This is a genomic window from Phormidium sp. CCY1219, from assembly GCF_055795085.1.
The window spans coordinates 1-18,764 of the sequence record NZ_JAYFEQ010000894.1; the positions used below are offsets into that span (position 1 = coordinate 1).

10 protein-coding genes are annotated in these 18,764 nt (G+C 53.7%); 9 read left to right on the forward strand and 1 reads right to left on the reverse strand.

Translation table 11 applies throughout. The features are described from left to right. Positions 1-269: 269 nt before the first annotated feature. The 6 genes from psb34 (at position 270) to AC0QH1_RS29385 (ending at position 12,296) form a co-directional block, all read left to right on the forward strand. The gene (gene psb34 / locus AC0QH1_RS29360; RefSeq protein ID WP_324634991.1) at positions 270-449 is read left to right on the forward strand and encodes a photosystem II assembly protein Psb34; all 180 of its coding nucleotides are present in this window, start codon (positions 270-272) and stop codon (positions 447-449) included. A 277-nt stretch (positions 450-726) separates the two neighbouring features. Further along, the gene (locus AC0QH1_RS29365) at positions 727-3,027 is read left to right on the forward strand and encodes a tetratricopeptide repeat protein (protein WP_324634992.1); all 2,301 of its coding nucleotides are present in this window, start codon (positions 727-729) and stop codon (positions 3,025-3,027) included. A 485-nt stretch (positions 3,028-3,512) separates the two neighbouring features. Further along, complete coding sequence (locus AC0QH1_RS29370; RefSeq protein WP_324634993.1) at positions 3,513-6,227, forward strand: DEAD/DEAH box helicase; 2,715 nt, start codon at positions 3,513-3,515, stop codon at positions 6,225-6,227. A gap of 1,079 nt (positions 6,228-7,306) precedes the next feature. Continuing rightward, on the forward strand, positions 7,307-10,585 hold the full coding sequence (locus tag AC0QH1_RS29375) for a family 10 glycosylhydrolase (RefSeq protein ID WP_324634994.1): 3,279 nt from the start codon (positions 7,307-7,309) through the stop codon (positions 10,583-10,585). A 327-nt stretch (positions 10,586-10,912) separates the two neighbouring features. Continuing rightward, entirely contained in the window at positions 10,913-11,695 is a 783-nt protein-coding gene (locus tag AC0QH1_RS29380; protein ID WP_324634995.1) for a DUF2267 domain-containing protein, read from the forward strand. A gap of 406 nt (positions 11,696-12,101) precedes the next feature. Next, entirely contained in the window at positions 12,102-12,296 is a 195-nt protein-coding gene (locus AC0QH1_RS29385; RefSeq protein ID WP_324634996.1) for a hypothetical protein, read from the forward strand. A gap of 180 nt (positions 12,297-12,476) precedes the next feature. On the opposite strand, the gene AC0QH1_RS29390 is transcribed toward AC0QH1_RS29385, so the two are convergent. Continuing rightward, positions 12,477-14,486 carry a monovalent cation:proton antiporter family protein gene (locus AC0QH1_RS29390; protein ID WP_324634997.1) on the reverse strand — a complete coding sequence of 670 codons (2,010 nt, stop codon included), beginning with the start codon at positions 14,484-14,486 and terminating at the stop codon, positions 12,477-12,479. 80 nt (positions 14,487-14,566) lie between these two features. Here AC0QH1_RS29390 and AC0QH1_RS29395 point away from each other — a divergent pair, with 80 nt between their 5' ends. From AC0QH1_RS29395 to AC0QH1_RS29405, 3 genes are all read left to right on the forward strand, one after another. Continuing rightward, positions 14,567-14,758, forward strand: coding sequence for a hypothetical protein (locus AC0QH1_RS29395; RefSeq protein WP_324634998.1), 192 nt, complete (start codon positions 14,567-14,569; stop codon positions 14,756-14,758). A gap of 138 nt (positions 14,759-14,896) precedes the next feature. After that, positions 14,897-15,484, forward strand: a complete 588-nt coding sequence (locus AC0QH1_RS29400; protein ID WP_324634999.1) for a zinc ribbon domain-containing protein — start codon at positions 14,897-14,899, stop codon at positions 15,482-15,484. A gap of 78 nt (positions 15,485-15,562) precedes the next feature. After that, positions 15,563-18,757, forward strand: a complete 3,195-nt coding sequence (locus AC0QH1_RS29405) for a transglutaminase family protein (protein WP_324635000.1) — start codon at positions 15,563-15,565, stop codon at positions 18,755-18,757. Positions 18,758-18,764: the final 7 nt, after the last annotated feature.

Genomic DNA, 18,764 nt, shown 5'->3' on the forward strand with positions numbered 1-18,764 from the left:
AAGGTAACGGAAATTCGATGGGGCAGGCAGCGCTTTTAAGCAATTTAAGCATTGCTTTTGCGCCCTGCCTGCCCCCTAGGGTTCATTATACCCAATCCCCATCCGCCTGTCAACCCTAGCCATCATTTTCCGAGCCGCTTTAACCTGATTGTCAATCTGCAACTCTCTCTACCAAAATTAATTCATAAATTCTATAGCCATACAGTGATAAAAAGTGGCAATTATTTGGTAGAGTAAAAGTAGGTAAAAACGCAGTAAGGTTTAATAACATGCCCTATACGGAAGATGGTGGATTGCTGAATAATTTTGCGAAAGAGCCGAAGATGTACACTGCCAAGCCTCCCAACAAGAAGCAACAACGGAACTATCTCGTGCAGGCGGTGTTTGCCCTGCTGTTGGTGAGCGGCTTAATTGTGTTGGCGGTGTCGGTGTCTGGTGGGATGAGCTAGAGCCAGCAAAAAGGGTAATTTTGCCCAAATTCTGACAGTGATAAGTCAGTAACCAGGTGCTTTAAGTAGAGGGGCACCTGGTTTTTTGGGGTCATGGAGCGATCGCGAAACCACAGAAAGGCACTGGCGGGAGAAAAAAGAGGCGGAAACCCCCACAGAGGAGAACTCCTGAAGCTGCTATCCCAAACAAGAAAAAGGAGTTGTGCATCATATTGTCCAAGGATCGTCGCATCGCCCTCGTTTTTTGTAGGTAGCCTCGGCTTGCAATGCTGGTAGCATGTTGGTAACGGATATTTTTCCCGAAAAAGGATTGGGTTTAAATCGGCAAAACTACAAGCAGCTCAAACTGGCGCTGAGTCTGGGTTTGCGCCGTCAAATTTTTTTGGCGGTTTGCGATGACATGCGCTTGCGGAACCAACTGGCGAGGCGGTTAGAAACCGAGGTGGGCGATCGCGGTGGATCGTCTCCGGAGGGAGAGTTTGTGGTGACGCCGTTGCGATCGCGCAGGTATCCGGGAGTGGTGAGCATCCAGTTAGACCTCGCGGATCCCAATCCGTACGCGGCGATCGCGGAATGGTTAGAGCGCAATCCGCCGCCCACCGAGCGATCGCCCATGCCGGTGTTTCAGATTCTCGGTATCGAACACTTAACCCGCCATTCAACGAGCGTGCAATGGTTTTTTCTGAATCAGTTGCGCGAAATCGAGCTGCGGTTAGTGGAAACTTCGGTACCTCGGATTGGCGAATGCAGTTTGCTGCTGTGGGTACCGCGTCCCTGGTGCCATACGATCCAACAATCCGCCCCGGAGTTTTGGCGCTGTCGGACCGGGGTATTTGAATTTGAGGGAGACCCCACGCCGATTGACGAGAGACGAGAAAGCGATCGCGCGCCGAGGCGGGTGATTCCGATGCCGCAACGGGTGGAGGCACCGAAAACAGCAAAAGAGAAAGAAGACGGGGAAACGGCGATCGCTCATTCCGGCCCGGAAGCGGGATCCGAAAATCGGGAGGTTGCCGAGTTAGAAGCATCGCCGGGATCTGCGCCATCCCCCGCCGAGAAACCCGCGATCGCCTCGTTACTGCTTCCCATAGGGCAACCTGCGTCTCCTGGCGAGTCCGAGGAGGCTCCACCTGAGATTCCGACTCCGAGTGTGGCATCAGCTCCCCCAGCAAAATTAATCCAGTGGGTGCGAGAGACTTGTTTATCACAAACGAGTGAAAATGTCAATGATATTTCTAAAAAATCCGAGACCTTCTCGGTGCCCTTGCAACTGCTCGATCGCTTAAAGCAATTGCACGCACAATCCGCATCGGCAGTAGAACTGGCGGATACTTATTTTAAGTTAGGCAATTTTTATCGCGAGTTACTCACCCCGAGTGGGGAAGGCAAGGGCAAAAGTGAGGTGAGTCCAAGTGCAAGTCGTGAATATAACTCACAATACCTGGAAATTGCCATTCTCGCCTACGATCGCGTGCTAGCACTGCTCGAACCGGACAATCCATTGTGGGCCGATTTGACCAATGACCTCGGGAATTTTTATTGGATGCGCGCGAGAAGTGGCGAGAATAGTGAAGAGAAAATCGCCGATTTAGAGCGGGCAATTGAAGTGTATCGGCGCGGGTTAAACCCGTTAGCGGGGCAAAAGCAAAGTGAAAGTTGGGGGAGAATTCAGAATAACTTAGGAGCGGTTTATGGGGAGATGGCTCGATATGGCTCGCGCGTAGAGAATTTGCAGCGATCGATTGCCGCTTATAATGAAGCATTAAACTGTCGCAAAGGCGCATTAGAAAGCGACCCCCCGGCGAATGCCAGAGCCTATGCAGCGACGCAGAATAATTTAGGAACGGCATATTGGAATTTAGCGCAACATTGCGAACCGGTGGCGAATTTGCACCAAGCGATCGGGGCGTATAGCGAAGCCTTGCGCCATCATTCCCGGGAAGAGCAACCCCGGGAATATGGGATGATTCAAAACAATCTCGGTACGGCATATTGGAATTTAGCGCAGTACGAGAGACCCGCCGATTATTTGATGCTTGCCGTAGCGGCTTACGAAATTGCGTTAATTTATCGAAATGCCAAAGAGATGCCCGCCGCCTGTGCGGCGACGCAGAATAATTTAGGCACCGCCTATTGGCATTTAGCGAACCACTCGAAAGCGGATCCGGGGTTGCGAGGGGAGTTTTTGCGCGAAGCGATCGCCGCCTATGATGCAGCATTGGCGATCGTCGAGACCCTGGTGCAAGCATCCCGGGTGGGAGAGGGCCGCGCCCCCATGCTGGCATTCGATCGCTTTGCCGCCCACAATAATCTCGGAATTGCTCATTACCAACTGGTGAGCGAAACCGGCACCGTCACCGAAGAAAAAGAGCGATCGCAACATTTAGAAGCCGCCTTGCACCATCACCTGCAAGCCCTACAAGGATGGCAACAGCAACCGCAACTGCATCAAACCGCCTTGCACTACGTGGTGCAAACTATCCGCACCTTTTATCGAGAATTTGGCATTGCCGGACAAAATCTGGCCCTGGCCAAAGTGCCCGGAGAGCTACTCCCCGAACTGCTGCGAAAATTGTAAATCCTAGGGCGGGGAAACAGTAGCGATCGGCAAAGGAAGGGTGAGGGGAAGAAGAGAAAAAAGCATTTTTTTCATCCACGCCGATAGATGTCAAGCATCCATGACGCAGACACAGGATCCATGCAAAGCGTGGAGTGGAGGCAAAAAACGAGGTAGGGAAACGAGAGAGGCGTGGGAGGAAACCGGGAGAAACGTTTCCAGACGAGGAGAGCGGCACAGCGTCTCAACCGGGACAGAATTGCTATGATAGATCGAAACAATTTTGTTTAATCAAACCTTTGTGTCACTCAATCGGCAAGCCAACTGAGAAACAGAAGGAATCTTGGGCGCACAGCGCCAGCGAACCCCTTCCGGCAAAAATGTCACAATTATAAATGCAACGGTGCGATCGACCTTCGTGGGACGCAAGCGTGCGGGAGGGAAAACCTTCAAGTCGCCAGAGTGCCACAGAATCAGCCAACAAAATCAATCGAGAGTGTAAGTGTGTGACTGTTTCACCTAAGTTGTTAGAACAAAATCTAAAAAGCCTATTTCCCTTTGAGTTAGATGAATTCCAGCTACAGGCGATCGCCGCCTTAGAAGCTGGACGATCCGTCGTCGTCTGTGCCCCCACCGGATCTGGGAAAACCCTAATCGGCGAATATACCATTCACCGAGCCTTGCAGGGTGGCGGGCGAATTTTCTACACGACGCCACTCAAAGCCCTATCGAACCAGAAATTGCGAGACTTTCGGGAATTATTCGGCTCCCACAACGTCGGATTGCTCACTGGGGATATGTCGATCGATCGCGATGCCCCCATCCTGGTGATGACCACCGAAATTTTTCGCAACATGCTCTACGGCACCTCAATTGGTGCGGTAGGCACCTCCTTAACCGGGGTAGAAGCGGTGGTACTCGACGAGTGCCACTACATGAACGATCGCGCCCGAGGGACGGTATGGGAAGAATCCATCATTTACTGTCCGCCAGAAATCCAACTGGTGGCGCTTTCCGCCACCGTAGCCAACGCCTCGCAACTCACCGACTGGATCGAGCAAGTACATGGCCCGACAGAGCTGATTTACTCCAACTACCGACCGGTGCCCTTGGGTTTTTACTTTTGCAATTCCAAAGGGTTATTTCCCCTACTCAACCGCAAGCAAAACAAAATCAACCCGCGCCTGCTGAGGAATCCGAGCAAAGGGAGAGGGGGAAAGAATCGGGACGTGCCCAATCTAGGGAGCGTTTTGACTCATTTGCGCGAGCGGGATATGCTGCCGGCGATTTATTTTATTTTCTCGCGCCGAGGATGCGATCGCGCCGTGGAAGAAGTCAGCGAACTCAATCTAGTCAACCCAGGCGAAGCGCGGGTCTTGCGGCAAAAAGTGGAAGAATTTTTGCGGAAAAATCCCGAAGCGGAGCGAGTGGGACAGGTGAAACCCTTGTTGCAGGGAATTGCCGCCCATCATGCCGGCATTTTACCCACCTGGAAGGGATTTGTGGAAGAGTTATTTCAGCAAGGATTGATTAAAGTGGTATTTGCCACCGAGACCCTTGCCGCCGGGATTAACATGCCCGCACGCACCACAGTGATTTCCAGTTTATCCAAGCGCACCGATGACGGGCACCGACTGCTGAAAGCCTCCGAATTTTTGCAAATGTCCGGTCGCGCGGGCAGACGCGGGATGGACGAACGGGGGCATGTAGTGACCGTGCAGACCCGGTTTGAAGGCGCGAGAGAAGCCGCATATTTAGCCACCGTCGGACCCGATCCCCTCGTCAGCCAGTTTACCCCCACCTATGGGATGGTCCTCAACTTGCTGCAAACCCACAGCTTGGAAGAAACGAAAGAACTGGTAGAATCCAGCTTTGGGCAGTATATTGCCACCATGCACCTGCAGCCGAAATTAGAAGAACTGGAGGAACTCGAGCAAAAGCGGCAGCAGATGGAGACGAAATTGGCCGAAGTAGACGAGGATCTGTGCAAGGGGTATCAGAAGTTACGAGAGCGGCTGAAAGCGGAAAAACGGCTGCTGAAGACCTTAGAAGTGCAAGCCTTGGAAACCAATGCGGCGATCGCGGCGCAAGCCCTGCCCACCAGCGAACCGGGACAGATGCTCAGTCTCAAAGGTCGCCACATTTCCGCCAAAGAGCCGATTCTAGCGGTGTTAATCGGCAAAGTGCCCGGATCGGGACAATCGCCGAATTTGATTTGTTTGGGGAAGAATAATCGGTGGTATGTGGCCTCGAGTAGCGATGTGGTGGCCCTGCACGAGGTGTTGCCCCAGTGGGGGAAATGGGAGGTGCCCGAACCGCCCGTGGAACTGATTCTCAAACCCGGACAGTCGCGCAAAGGGAACGAAGAAACGGCGGCGATCGCGCAAGCGATTCCCGACTCCCTCGAGTCGTTTTACGCCCCAGAAGTGGAAGCCCAAGCCCAACGCCTTGCTGCCGTGCAAGAGAAACTGAAAACCCATCCGCTGAATAAATACGGCGACCCCGGCAGCTTGCTAAAACTGGAAAAACGCTGCCAGAAACTCGATAGCCAGATCGAGAAAATTCGCAGCGGACTCGATCGCCAGCTTTCTTCCCACTGGGATGATTTTCTGGCGCTGATTCATATCTTGCTACAAGTGGGCTGCTTGCGAATGGTGGAAAATCCCCCCGAAGCAGAAGAAGAGGCAGAAGAAACCACCCCCAGTTTTGACGTGACCGAAATCGGCGAAAGCGCCGCTGCCATTCGCGGGGATAACGAATTGTGGTTGGGTCTGGCACTGATGAGTGGGTCCCTCAATGGCCTCGGTCCGCATCAGTTTGCGGCTGCCTGTGCCGCTTTAGTCACCGAAGTGTCCCGTCCCGATACTTGGACCAGCTATCAAGTTTCCCCACCGGTGAAAAACGCACTCTCGCAACTGCAAGGGTTGCGTCGGAAACTGTTTCAAATCCAGCATCGACATGATGTGACTTTGCCCATTTGGTTGGAACGGGAGTTGATTGGATTGGTGGAAGAATGGGCGTTAGGGGTGGAATGGAGCGAACTGTGTGCCCATACGACGTTGGATGAAGGAGATATCGTGCGGATTTTGCGTCGGACTCTGGATTTCTTGTCTCAGGTTCCCCACGTTCCCCATATCTACGAAGAGTTAAAAACTAATGCCTATCGTGCGATTCAGCTTCTCGATCGCTTCCCCGTGAACGAAACCATCGAGCAACCCTAGTGCTCCCCGGCGCACCGGAGGCGCAGCGCGTTTGCAGGCGTTTCCCCCGAACTCTACCTGAGTTCAGCTCCTTTTAATTAGGCAATTAATCGGCAGTTTTTGCCTCACAGAAGCCGCAATTCATCGGCGTTAAAACCTTCAAGAAGGCGCTGCTTTTCCAGTGGGTATGATAACCGCAGAAAATCGGACAATTTACCCACTGGAAGTTATAAATAACTCGGTTTTAAAACCAAACAATTGCAATTTTAATTTATTTTTTTGATAAAAAATTACTTTTGTCGATAAAATAAAAGAGAATTTGAGGAAACCAAATCCAAACAAGCAAAAGCCTTTGTTTCGTAGGGTGCGTGACCCCCCGTTCCCAATCGGTGGGAACATCAAACAATGGAATTCGGGGGGTCACGCACCGCTGCAAAAATTTGCCATAACAGATTGTTTCTTCCAGGATATCTCGATATAAATTTAATCCTTCCATTGCACCAATTTCCTTAATCCATCATCGGATTTCTATCGAGGTTTTAGGCAATTGGTATAAATATAGAAAAAGTTGAAGTAGCTTTTTGGTGGGCAGGGCAATTGGGCTGTTTGCTGGGAGCAACTTAGATCGAGAAGCCCTGCCCACCCTACTCACTATCGAGGGGTTTTTGGTGGGCAGGGCAATTGGGCTGTTTGCTGGGAGCAACTTAGATCGAGAAGCCCTGCCCACCCTACTCACTTGTGAGATGAAATGCTTTAACGGAGTAAACCATCGCCGCCAAATGGGTGAGGGAAAAAGAGCGACGCCTAAAGAGGGAATTCGGCGTCACCTTGGCGGTGGGTGCAGTATGAGAGCGAGGGGGCAAGAAAGCCGAGAACCAGAGCGCCAGGGAAGCGACGCTGGAGAGGGAAACAGCCACAAAGACATAGAGAGAGGGAGAAAGAAAAAGCCCCCAAAAAAAATAGGGAAAGTGAAAATTGCCGAAAAAAACTGATAGAATAAGCCCTTAGCATTTTATTCGGCCAAGGTAAGCGTGATGAGCGATCGCTGCTTTCAAACCTCTCCATCGTGGCCCCCGGGAAAACCAGGGGTAAACCCAGCAATGCAAGCCGATCGAATGACCCCCAAATTGTCGAGATGGTCTTGCTACAGCCGGACCGCGATGCTGGCAACCCTCATCAGCAGCGTAGTTTTGGTAACTCCAGCCGCCTTCACCGGCGTCAGCGCCCAGACGCCCGCCGCAGATCCGGCAAACCCTACAGCGCCGCAACCCCTGAAACAAAGCGCCCAACCCCTGCCGGAAAACGCCTCCTTGCATGTGGGAGTGGTTCGCAGTGAGGATAACGCGGCACAGTGGCAGGCGATCGACCAAAGACTCAGAGCAGCCGGCATTTCCTACACCGTGGTCGAAATCGATGCAATGGCGCAAACGGTGCGGGAGAATGACATTACCCTGTTAGTGCTGCCCAACATCAGACAATGGACCTCGGAGCAAGTGCTGCAACTAGAAACCGTGATGAGTCAGGGGGTGCGGGCGATCGTCACCGGACCGCTGGGGGTGGATTCCCCGGATGGAGTGCGGCAAGCGTTAACCTCAATTGTGGGTGCCTACTGGGAAGCGCCCTTGGGCGAACCCCTAACCATGCAACCGATTCCTTGTCGCAGCGAGATGCTTTGTCCTGCGAATTGGATACCGGAAAATGTAGAGAGTCGGACGCTTCCCGGGGGGAGAATCGCGCCGAAAGGCTTTAACACGCAGGTAATGACCACCTGGGGACCGACCCCGGGACCGGCGGCGGTGATTGTCAGCGATCGCACCACATTTTTCGGCTGGGAATGGGGCAATCATGCCGATGTCGCCTACGATAGCGCCTGGTTGCGCGCGGCAATTTTGCGATCGCGACGGCAAAACCCAAGCAACACCCGGGTCCGCATTACCGACAACGAAGCCCCCGCCTCCCCATCCCCCACGCCAACTCCGCCCGCGCCAGAGAATCCGGCCCGAGAAACCCCCACCGCCGCAGAGCAACTGCGCGAGTCGGCGGCGCAACGCCAAACCACCACAGCAGAACCGCCGCCCACCCCAGAGGCACCCGCGACACCGGCACCCGCGCCACCGCCACCGACTACGGCGGCACCCGCGACACCGGCACCCGCGCCACCGCCACCTCCCCCGGCGGCATCCCCGGCACCGGCACCCGCCCCTGCCAATCCACCGCGCGAGGATACCCTGCCTTATTTACCGGAAGATACCGTAACCCCAGAACTTCCGGAGGCGACACCCCCGCAAACCCAAACCCCGCCACCATCGCCCCCGGTGGCGCAAGAACCGGCGACACCCCCGCAAACCCAAACCCCGCCGCCATCGCCCCCGGTGGCGCAAGCGCCGGCGACACCACCGATTGGGGGGCAAGTGGCGGTGAATTCCGAGGGGGCGGCGGTGGCGGATCCGGCGGAACAAGTGGCTTCGCCCGGATTAGAGGTAGAAAGAGGACCCCTGCCGATTACTTCCGTGGAAGCGATCGCCATGCGTCAAGAACTAGAACATCTCCTGGGGCGGGTGGAAAGCGCCTTGATTACCGCTTCCGTGCATGAAACCTTGCCAGCAGCGGCAAGTCTCGGCGAGGGATTAGCAGAATTGCCCGGGGAGATTACCCTATCGTCGATTTCCGTAGTGGATACGGGGGGAAACAGGAAAGAGGGAGAAATCGCGGCAGACATGCGATCGCCAGAAGGTCTGGTGGCGGCAACTCCCAGGGCATTTCGCGCCACCGCCGAAGCGATCGCCTCCGCCAAGGCGATGCTGCAAGAATTTCCCGATCTGGTGCAGCGCCAAGACTATGCCAGCGCCCGTTCCCAATGGTTGGAAATTCGCGATTTGCTCTGGAACCACTATCCCCTTGAAGGGGTATTCGGGCAACCGGAAATTCGCGCCATCTGGCTCGATCGCGCCTCGATCGTCCGCGCCGGATCCGAACGGGGACTGGCGCAGATTTTCGATCGCTTAGCCGCCGCAGGCATTAATACGGTGTTTTTTGAAACCGTCAATGCCGGTTATCCGATTTATCCGTCTGGAGTTGCGCCGGCACAAAATCCCCTCACCCGCAATTGGGATCCCCTGGCGGCGGCGGTGAAATTGGCGCACGATCGCGACATGGAGTTGCACGCTTGGGTGTGGACGTTTGCTGCCGGCAATCAACGGCACAATGCCTTGCTCAACCAACCTCCCACCTATCCCGGACCGCTGATTAGCGCTCATCCAAGTTGGGCGAACTATACCGAGGACGGAATGATGATTCCCCCCGGACAAACTAAGCCGTTTTTGGATCCGGCAAATCCGGAGGTGCGGCGGTATTTGCTCGGGTTGTTGTCGGAAATTGTCACCCGCTACGAGGTGGATGGGGTGCAGTTGGATTACATCCGCTATCCGTTTCAAGACCCCAGCGCCGAACGCAGCTATGGATATGGGGAGGTGGCGCGGCGCGAGTTCGAGCAATTAACCGGGGTCGATCCGATGGAGATTACGCCGGACGATCGCCAGTTGTGGCAGCAGTGGACCGAGTTTCGGGTGGCGCAAGTGGATGAGTTTGTGGCCGAAGCGTCGCAACAGTTGCGAAATTTGCGATCGGATCTGGTGATTTCCGTGGCGGTGTTTCCGTTAAGTCGTCACGAACGGTTGAATAAAATTCAGCAAAATTGGGAAGCTTGGGCGCGGGAGGGCCATGTGGATTTGGTGGTGCCCATGACCTATGCAATGGATACCAACCGTTTGGAGAAATTGGCTCAACCTTGGCTCGAGGAAGCGGATCTGGGGTCGGTGCTGGTGTTACCCGCGATTCGCTTGTTGGATTTGCCCGAGATTGTGGCGGTGGATCAGATTCAGGCGTTGCGAAATGTGTCGGCGGGGGGATATGCGTTGTTTGCTGTAGAAAATGTGAGCGAGGAACTGCAGGGGATTTTCCAGCGCACCCAAGGGCGATCGCCGGCGAGTTCCGATATGCCGATTCCCTACCGCGAACCCTTTGCGGCGGCGGCGGCGCGCTTCGAGATGTTGCAGCGAGAATGGCGCTTTTTGTTGGGGGGCGATCGCCTCTGGATTCGAGAACCTCAACTCACTCAGTTTCAGGCAAATGTCGCCGAGTTGGGTGCAGCCCTCGATGACCTGGCGGCGGATCCTTCGGGGGAAGCGTTGCAGTCTGCCCGGGAGGCGTTACGGGCGTTTCGCGGGGAATTCGAGGATTGGATGAATTTGCATTCTTTGCACAATCCCTATCAAATTCAGAGTTGGGAGAATCGCTTACAGACCCTCGAGGTTCTGTTGCGCTACGGCGATCGCTTTGTGTTGCAGCGATCGCAGAGTGTATCAGAAGCGGGGGAGTAGAACCATAAGCCCTACAACTGATTTAAAACAGCGGTTTGACCGCCGGATTTCTGATTGCAGTTGACATTGAGGGTTTGGCAGGCCAAACTAATTTCTATCTTTTGACAGATAAAGTGTCAACGTGCAACTGCTACGCTAAAAGTTGACCGTGGCGATCGCGATTCTCGTTTCCAGCAACAGGGAACGGCTGGATAGAATCGAGCCGACAGCGGGAGTGAATCGCCCCGAGATTGTGTTCTCGGGTAAGGACTTGGGTGGGGGAGAATTTCCACCCTAGGAAACTGCGCGATCGCACCGGGAATTTTAGTTAAAACCGTGGAGACTTTTATGACAATCGAGGTACGAGACGACTTAGCCTATATCGTCCTCAAAAAAATTAAAGAAAGCGGCGATAATCAACAACCCCACGATGTCAATTTGACGCGGGAAGATTTAGCCGATCGCCAGGTGACAGAAAAAGATTTACTGGGCAACATCGATTACCTCAATCAAAAAAAATATATCACAGCTGAGTTTACCGGCGAACCCCAAGGAGGCGTAGAACCATTACCCGAGACCATCCACTTGAAAAAAGCCGCTTTAACCGATAAAGGTCGGCAAATGTTAGAAAAAATGGAGGCGAAGCCACCGGAATCCCTAAAACAGGGCAAAAAGGCACCGATTCCCATCGAGCAGATGCCTTTTCTGGAAAAAGTGATGGTGAAAGGGAAACTGTACGATATTTTTGATGCTCGCGATATCACCGTCATTGTCTATCGCGTGATGCGCGATATGATGACCACAGAAGCGAGCGATCGCGTGGGGGAAGAACTGCACAAAGAAGCGATGCCCACCGATGACAAAAGCCTGCAAATGGAAATTGCCGAACTGTGGAAAGATACCAATCCCCTGGTGGCATTTCTCAGTCGCATTCGTCCGCCGTTAGAGATTAAAGACGAGCGCTTTTTGTTCCGGGTCGCCAATGAAGGATCGATGCCGAAATATACCGAACCCGAACGAGTGGTGAAAGCGGTATTTTCAGCAACGAAAGAGGAATTATCCCCGGAACGAATCGCTGAAATTGGCGAGACGCTTCCCGGCAAAATCAAGCAATTGTGGAATCAGGCATAAGGTTTAATGACAAGTTCCCAGCAGGTGCTGGGAACTGTTAATTTAGGTAAGAAATCTCGATCGAACCGTGACGCCTGAGTGCGTGACTCCCCGGAGATGTCAGGGGGGGACGATCGCAAACGGGCATGTCTGGGGAACCTCATCCCTGTTGCGAAATGGCAAATCCGGAGATGGAGCCTTTTGTGGGGTCAGAGTGCCCGGGAAAGCAGGGGAGGGAGGCGCGATCGGGGGTTTACAAGATGAAATTCCCGCCCGATGAGGGTTTGAGGGATTTTTGCACAGTGACCGAAATCACGAATCCCGGCGATCGCGATCGTTCTGAGAGGGGGGTAAAGTCACTGCAAAATTACGGGGAAATACGGACAATAAAAATAGAGTTTACAAAAGTTTTCCTGGAATGATGCAGATGATGCTTTCTCAAAATCAGCATGACGTTCGCCAAATCGCCGATAAAATTTTGACCTCTCGGCGAATTACCCGCAAGGATCAGTCCTTACTGATGTCCGTGGTCTTGAATAATACATTAAACCCACAAGAGAAACACAGAGTAGATAAAATTTACGATGACTTACACAAAGGATTAATCCGAGTAGTGGATTGACCATGAGCTTTGGATCGGTCAATCTGCTGCTTGGGAGAAAAGGAGTTAGGTCAAACGAGTTTTAATATTAAAAAAGCGATCGCTTCTTTCAGGTGATAGATCCGAAGCGATCGTCTCATTGTTTTATTGCTAATGACTATCGTAGAGGGAACAGGTAGCATAACCCTCCCCATTCCACCGTTATGGTTTGACCGCAAAGCCACCTTGCATCATCTGGTTAAAGCGTTCCAATTCCTGCGGTTCGCCGATCGCCAATACTTTATCCCCGGCGTGCAAGCGCGTTTCGCCTTTAGGATAGTAGCAGATTTCCTGATTATGTCGCACCGCCATCACCGTGACGCCGGTGCGGTTGCGAATATCGGTTTGTGCGAGAGTCTGGAGATCGAACGGGGAATCCGGCGGAATTGTCATCCATTGGCTATTGAGTTCCGGTAAAACCTGGTTGAGGTCTTGTTGTTTCCAGCGGATGGAACGTTCCGAACGAACGCTGAGATAGCGATCGCCGCGAATCGAGGTCATTACTGAGTGAATGGTGGATGGAGATTCGCCCAGGTGGGTGAGCAAATGGGCACCGATTTCTAAACCTGCTTCAAATTCTGGTTGAACCACTTCCCACGCGCCTAATTGGGTGAGTAAATCGATTTCGCGATTGTAATGACATCGGGCCACCACATCCAGACTCGGGGCAATTGTTAAAGCGCGTTTGAGGAGCAATCGGGTACTGGTGGGGTCCGGAAGGGCGATCGCCAGAGCTTTGGCTTTTTCCAGATGGGCTTTTTTCAGCACCAATTCTGAATCCGCATCGCCGAGAATATAGGGAATATGTTGCGATCGCAGTCGTTGGATGGCGGCTTCGCTATTTTCAATGACTAATATCGGATAGCCCAAATTTTGCAAAATCTTCACCGTGGTTTGGCCCACTCGCCCGTAACCGGCGACGACTACATGATTGGAAATGGTTTCTGGAATCGAGAGAGATTTCGTCCCGCGAAACCGGCGCAAATAATTCCCCAACCCGGGCATTTCGATTGCCTTTTCTGCCAAGGTGGGGGAGCATTTTAACCCAAGTGGCGTCAGCACCAAGGTAATCGCAGTGGTTCCCAACAGCAGCAGATAGATTTTCTCGCTAATAAAGCCTTGTTCTAGACCTACCAACGCCAAAACAAAGGAAAATTCCCCAATTTGATTTAATCCCAAAGCAGAAATAGTAGCGGTTTTAAACGAGTAACCAAATTTTAAAACGATGGGGAAAATAATCGCGGCTTTGCCCACCATCACCAGGGCCACCATGCCTAAAATCCAGCCAAAATTTTCCATGAGAATAGCGGGGTCGATGAGCATACCCACCGAGGCAAAAAACAAACTGGCAAATGTATCGCGCAAGGGGAGGATTTTTGCCAACGCTTGGTCTGCATGGTCGATTTCCGAAATCATCAATCCCGCGACAAAGGCTCCCATTTCAATGGATAGACCCAATCCGGCGGTAATTAATGCCACGCCCAAACACAGGGCGATGACGGTGAGGAGAAATAACTCGCTACTGTCGGTTTGAGCGACGGCTTTGATTAAGGGAGGAACCAGCCATTTGCCGGCGGCTAAAGCGGCGGTTAAAAAGATGGCTCCTTTGAGTAAGGCGATCGCGATCGCAACCAACAGATGTTCTGGTTGTTGCAGGGCGGGCAAAATCGCCAGCATCAGCCCTAAGGCTAAATCTTGGGCAATCAAGATGGCCAGCATGACTTGCCCGTGAACCGTGTGGATTTCCCCGCGTTCCGTGAGGGTTTTAAGCACCACTGCGGTGGAGGAGAGGGAAAAAATTGCGCCGAGAAATATCCCTTGGGTGAATCGTTCTGGGCCGGCGATCGCGGTCACTAACAGGGCCACCAAGGAGAGGGTTAAGCCAATTTCGAGCAAACTGCCTTTAATTGCAATATCTTTAACCCGCTTGAGTTCGGCGAGGGAAAATTCCACCCCGAGGGCGAAGAGTAAAAAAGCGACACCGATTTCGGCTAGGGCTTTAATCTCCTCGAGTTCGCTTAACAATTTGAAACCAAACGGGCCGACGAGCAAACCGCTGGCTAAATATCCTAACAAGACGGGTTGGTTGAGCCGTTTGGCGAGATATCCGCCCAGGGCAGATGCGCCCAATACCGTGGTCAGATCCAAAATGATATTGTGTTCTACTGACATGTTGTTGCGGGGGTTTTAAATGAGTTTGTCCAAAAGCGATCGGGCACTATATTAAAATTTTATGACATTGTGACCGCAACATGACTTGTTTAAGCGGATTTTTGGCCAGCGGCGGGCGATCGCCTTGCAGACAGGGTAGCCGTTTTCTGCCTAAATGGATCCATTCCTGGCAATGGCGATCGGTTTTGGCGCGAAGCGATCGCCATGCCAAATTGTCAGCTATTCCTGACAATTTGGCGAAGATTACTGCGCCTGCTGTAACCGAAATCTGAACTAAAGGCGAACAAATATTAAATAAATTTAAAGTTTAGTTTCAAATTGTCTCAATCTGCATCAAAAGGCGAAAAAGTTGCCACAACCTGTTTTAAAATAAAAAAGCAACTGTATGTAATGCCGGGAGGCAATCAATCGTGGCTTACACGTGCAACCTAGGTAGCGGTCAGCAAATTTTTGTCGAAGATCGGGGAAATCAAACCATCGTCACCTTAATGAGTGGCAGTGGGGGTCAGCAGCAACAAGCCAGCAGCGGTTTTTCTACTGGAAAATGGACCAAACCGCCGACTCTATATCGGATGGGGGGTGGCGCTATCTTGCGAATTGATACCGAAGGCGGAGCGCATTTCATTTCCATTCAATCGAATGGGATGAGCGCGATGAGCAGTATGCCTACCTTGGCGGGTGCCGAAGTCGCGCAAATGCAACAAACTTCCACCTCGGTAGCGAGCGAACCGACAATGGAACCGATGCAACCGATGGAACCGATGCAACCGATGCAACCGATGCAACCAATGGAACCGATGCAACCCATGAAACCGATGAAAATGGGGGACATGGAAATGCGGGCAAATCCGATGGAAATGCGAATGGGAAACATGCAAATGAGCATGGGAGACTCTCAGCCGGCGAGACAGTCGGGGCGGAATTTTTGTCCCCAATGTGGAGCGGGGGTAAGCGCTAGCGATCGCTTTTGCTCGAATTGCGGTCACACCTTAAACTAAACCCGATTTTCGGGTAGGCTATTCCGGGGAATCTCCTGTTCCCCGACTGGTTTAATTATTTAGCAATCACCCTCTACCATGTCGATTAAAGTTGCCCTAAATCATCGGAAAGTCTATAGATTCGATCGGGCAGTGACTTTAGGGCCACATACGGTGCGGCTGCGCCCTTCTCCCCACTGTCGCACCTCCATTCACAGTTACTCTTTGCAAATTGCACCGGAGAATCATGCCCTCTATTGGCGACAAGATATCTGGGGCAATTGGCTTGCGAGAGCGAATTTTCCGGAGAAGACCGAGGTTTTAAAATTTGAGGTGGATTTAATCGCGGAGCTGCAGCCGATTAATCCCTTTGATTTTTTAGTGGAAAACTACGCGGCGAGCTATCCGTTTGCCTATCCAGAGGACATCGCCAAAGAACTCGCCCCCTGCTTGCAGGTGCGAGAGTCTGGGCCGCTGTTAAAGCAATGGCTCGAACCGGTGAAGGCACAAAGCAGCTTTATCACCACCTTTCTCGGCGCGATCGCCCAAAAAATCCAGCAGTGTATTGCCTACAAAATCCGCTTAGAAGAAGGCATCCAATCTTGTGAAGAAACCCTGGAGAAACGGGAGGGTTCCTGTCGGGATACGGCGTGGTTATTGGTGCAAATTCTCCGTCATTGCGGCTTGGCGGCGCGGTTTGTCTCGGGATATCTGATTCAATTGGTGCCGGAGGAACCCGCACCAGACGAACCCCGAAAAATCACAACCGATACCGCCGACTTGCACGCTTGGGCCGAGGTGTATTTACCCGGTGCGGGATGGATCGGACTCGACCCCACCTCGGGCATGTTCGCCGCCGAAGGGCATGTGCCCCTTGCCTGTGCGGCAGATCCGCGCCATGCGGAGCCGATCGCGGGAACGATATCTGCGTGCGAGTCCACCCTGGAATTTGCCGTGAGGGTTTCTCGATTTGCCGCACCAGAACCGGGAACCGCGCCCTATACTTCCAGCCAATGGCAGGCAATCCAGCGGTTGGGCGAGCGGGTGGACGAACGACTCCACGCCGCCGAGGTGCGATTGACGATGGGGGGAGAACCCACCTTTATCGCCCTGGACGATCGCGAGTCCGTGCAGTGGCGCACCGGGGCACTGGGTGAGGAGAAACGCGCGCGGGCGGGAATTTTGCTGGAACAACTGCGCGATCGCTTCGCACCGGGGGGATTGCTCCATTACGGACAAGGGAAGTGGTATCCCGGAGAACCCTTACCCCGCTGGGCGTTAGGCTGTTATTGGCGCAAGGATGGTCTGCCGATTTGGCGCGATCGCGCCCTCATGGCTCGCGATGCCAAAGACTACGGCTACTCTCACGCCGAAGCCGCCAAGTTCCTGACGGAAATCGCACAACGGTTAGGGGTTGCCCCCGACTGCGCGATCGCCGCCTACGAAGACACCGCCGACAGCGAAATCGCCGCCTATGCCTTACCCTTAATTTGGGTGAGCCACAACGGCAAAGAGGGGTGGCGCAGTTGCCTGTGGGAACCCCCGCGCGATCGCTTGGTGTTGATTCCCGGGGACTCCCCGGCGGGATATCGCCTGCCCCTGGATAGAATGTCCTGGGTGCCCGACTCGGAGCTGCAAACCGAAGCCCCACTGCATCCCGATGCCAGCAAACAGCCCTTGGGAGATATGGCGGCGCGGGTGGCTGCCAGAAGCGAATCCCTTAGTGAGAAACAAAGCCAGCACCGCACCGCCGCAAACAGCATCCAAGTGGCCCTCTGCGTTCAAGTGAGAGAGGGATGCCTACAGGTGTTTATTCCTCCCATCAATCGGGCAGATAGCTATCTAGACCTGATCGCCTGCATCGAAGACACCGCCGCCGCCACGGGCTATCCCGTGCGAATCGAAGGCTATGCGCCACCGCGCGATCGGCGATTGCAAGGCTTCCAAATCACCCCAGATCCGGGGGTAATCGAAGTGAACCTGCATCCGGCGCACAGTTGGGAAGAACTGGTTCGCACGACGACTACGCTCTACGAAGACGCCAGAGAATGCCGGCTGGGAACCGAAAAATACACCACAGAAGGCGATCGCATCGGCACCGGGGGCGGGTCTCACATTACCCTAGGCGGCGTCACCCCGGAAGAAAGTCCGTTACTGCGACGCCCGGATCTGTTGCGAAGTCTGATAACTTACTGGCAAAATCATCCCAGTTTGTCTTACTTGTTCTCTGGGTTGTTTGTGGGTGCCACCAGTCAGGCCCCGCGCGTGGATGAGGCGCGCCACGAAAGCTTATACGAGCTGGAAATTGCCTTTTCCCAACTGACGCGCGATCGCGCCACCCCTGCCGGTGGCCCCGGGGCGGAAAATCCCCTGCCCCCGGAAGTGGTCGATCGCTTGTTACGCAACCTGCTCATCGATGTCACCGGCAATACCCATCGCTGCGAGTTTTGCCTGGATAAACTCTATCCGGTGGAAAATCCGCGCAACCAAGTGGGATTGCTGGAATTGCGCGGGTTTGAAATGCCCCCGCACCCGGAAATGGCGCTGGTGCTGTCATTGTTGATTCGCGCGTTGGTGGCGCGGTTCTGGCAGCAACCTTATACTCATAAACTGGTGCGCTGGGGAACCCAGTTACACGATCGCTTTTTGCTCCCGCACTACGTCTACGCCGATATCGGCGATGTGGTGCGCGAGTTGCACGATGCCGGCTATCCCTTTGAGCTAGAGTGGTTTGCGCCGTTTTTGGACTTTCGCTTCCCCCGGTATGGGGAGATACTCCGGGATGGGGTGCAGCTCGAATTGCGGCGGGCGATCGAACCGTGGTATGTGCTGGGAGAAGAAGCCTCCCGCCGAGGCACTGCCCGCTATGTGGATTCCTCGATGGAACGGTTGCAGGTGTTGCTGCGCGGAGCCACCGAGGGGCGGCACATTGTCACCTGCAATGGGTATCCGGTACCGTTGCAATCGACCGAAGTGGCAGGAGTGTTTGTCGCCGGGGTGCGCTATCGGGCGCGGAAAATTGCCGCTTGCCTGCATCCGGCGATCGACCCTCACGTGCCGTTACGGTTCGATATCGTGGATACTTGGGCGAATCGCGCGATCGGCGGCTGCACTTACTATGCCCAACACCCGCGCGGAGAGGAATGGGCCGATTTGCCGGTGAACCAGCGAGAGGCGCAAACGCGACTGGCTGCCCGTTTTGTGCCCGAGGGTCACACTCACGGTACCTTACAAGTGCCATCGTTACCCCCGAGTCGCGAATATCCCCTCACCCTGGACTTGCGGCGGGTATAATCTCCGC